This window comes from Klebsiella sp. MS 92-3, from assembly GCF_000195655.1.
GTDB lineage: Bacteria > Pseudomonadota > Gammaproteobacteria > Enterobacterales > Enterobacteriaceae > Klebsiella > Klebsiella pneumoniae.
In genome coordinates, this window is record NZ_GL882779.1 from 31632 (window position 1) to 31903 (window position 272).

General features: G+C 61.0%; 1 protein-coding gene. It reads left to right on the forward strand.

Going from position 1 to position 272, the window contains the following annotated elements:
• On the forward strand, positions 1 to 75 hold a 75-nt coding region (locus tag HMPREF9538_RS33320), incomplete at its 5' end, for a hypothetical protein (RefSeq protein ID WP_416352769.1).
• Between the last annotated feature and the right edge of the window lie 197 nt (positions 76 to 272).

Here is a 272-nt window from a genome sequence, read left to right on the forward strand (position 1 = left end):
GGCTCGCGCCTGCTGGTCTCCCTGCCGATGGACGAGGCGGGCGAGCAGGCGCTGGCGTGGCTGGACCAACATTAATCACAAGGAATCAGATGGCTGGCAATATGCCATCTTCGGGTATTGCCCGGCCGGCGCTGCTGGACGGTTCCCTTTCCCTCCGGGAGTAGGGGAGGGAAAGCACTGTCGGGAAGTCCTGTATGTGATCTACGACTTCAGCACACATTGCGCTCCCGATACGCCTTCTGCGTTATGTCACTCATGGCGCAGGGAGCGCA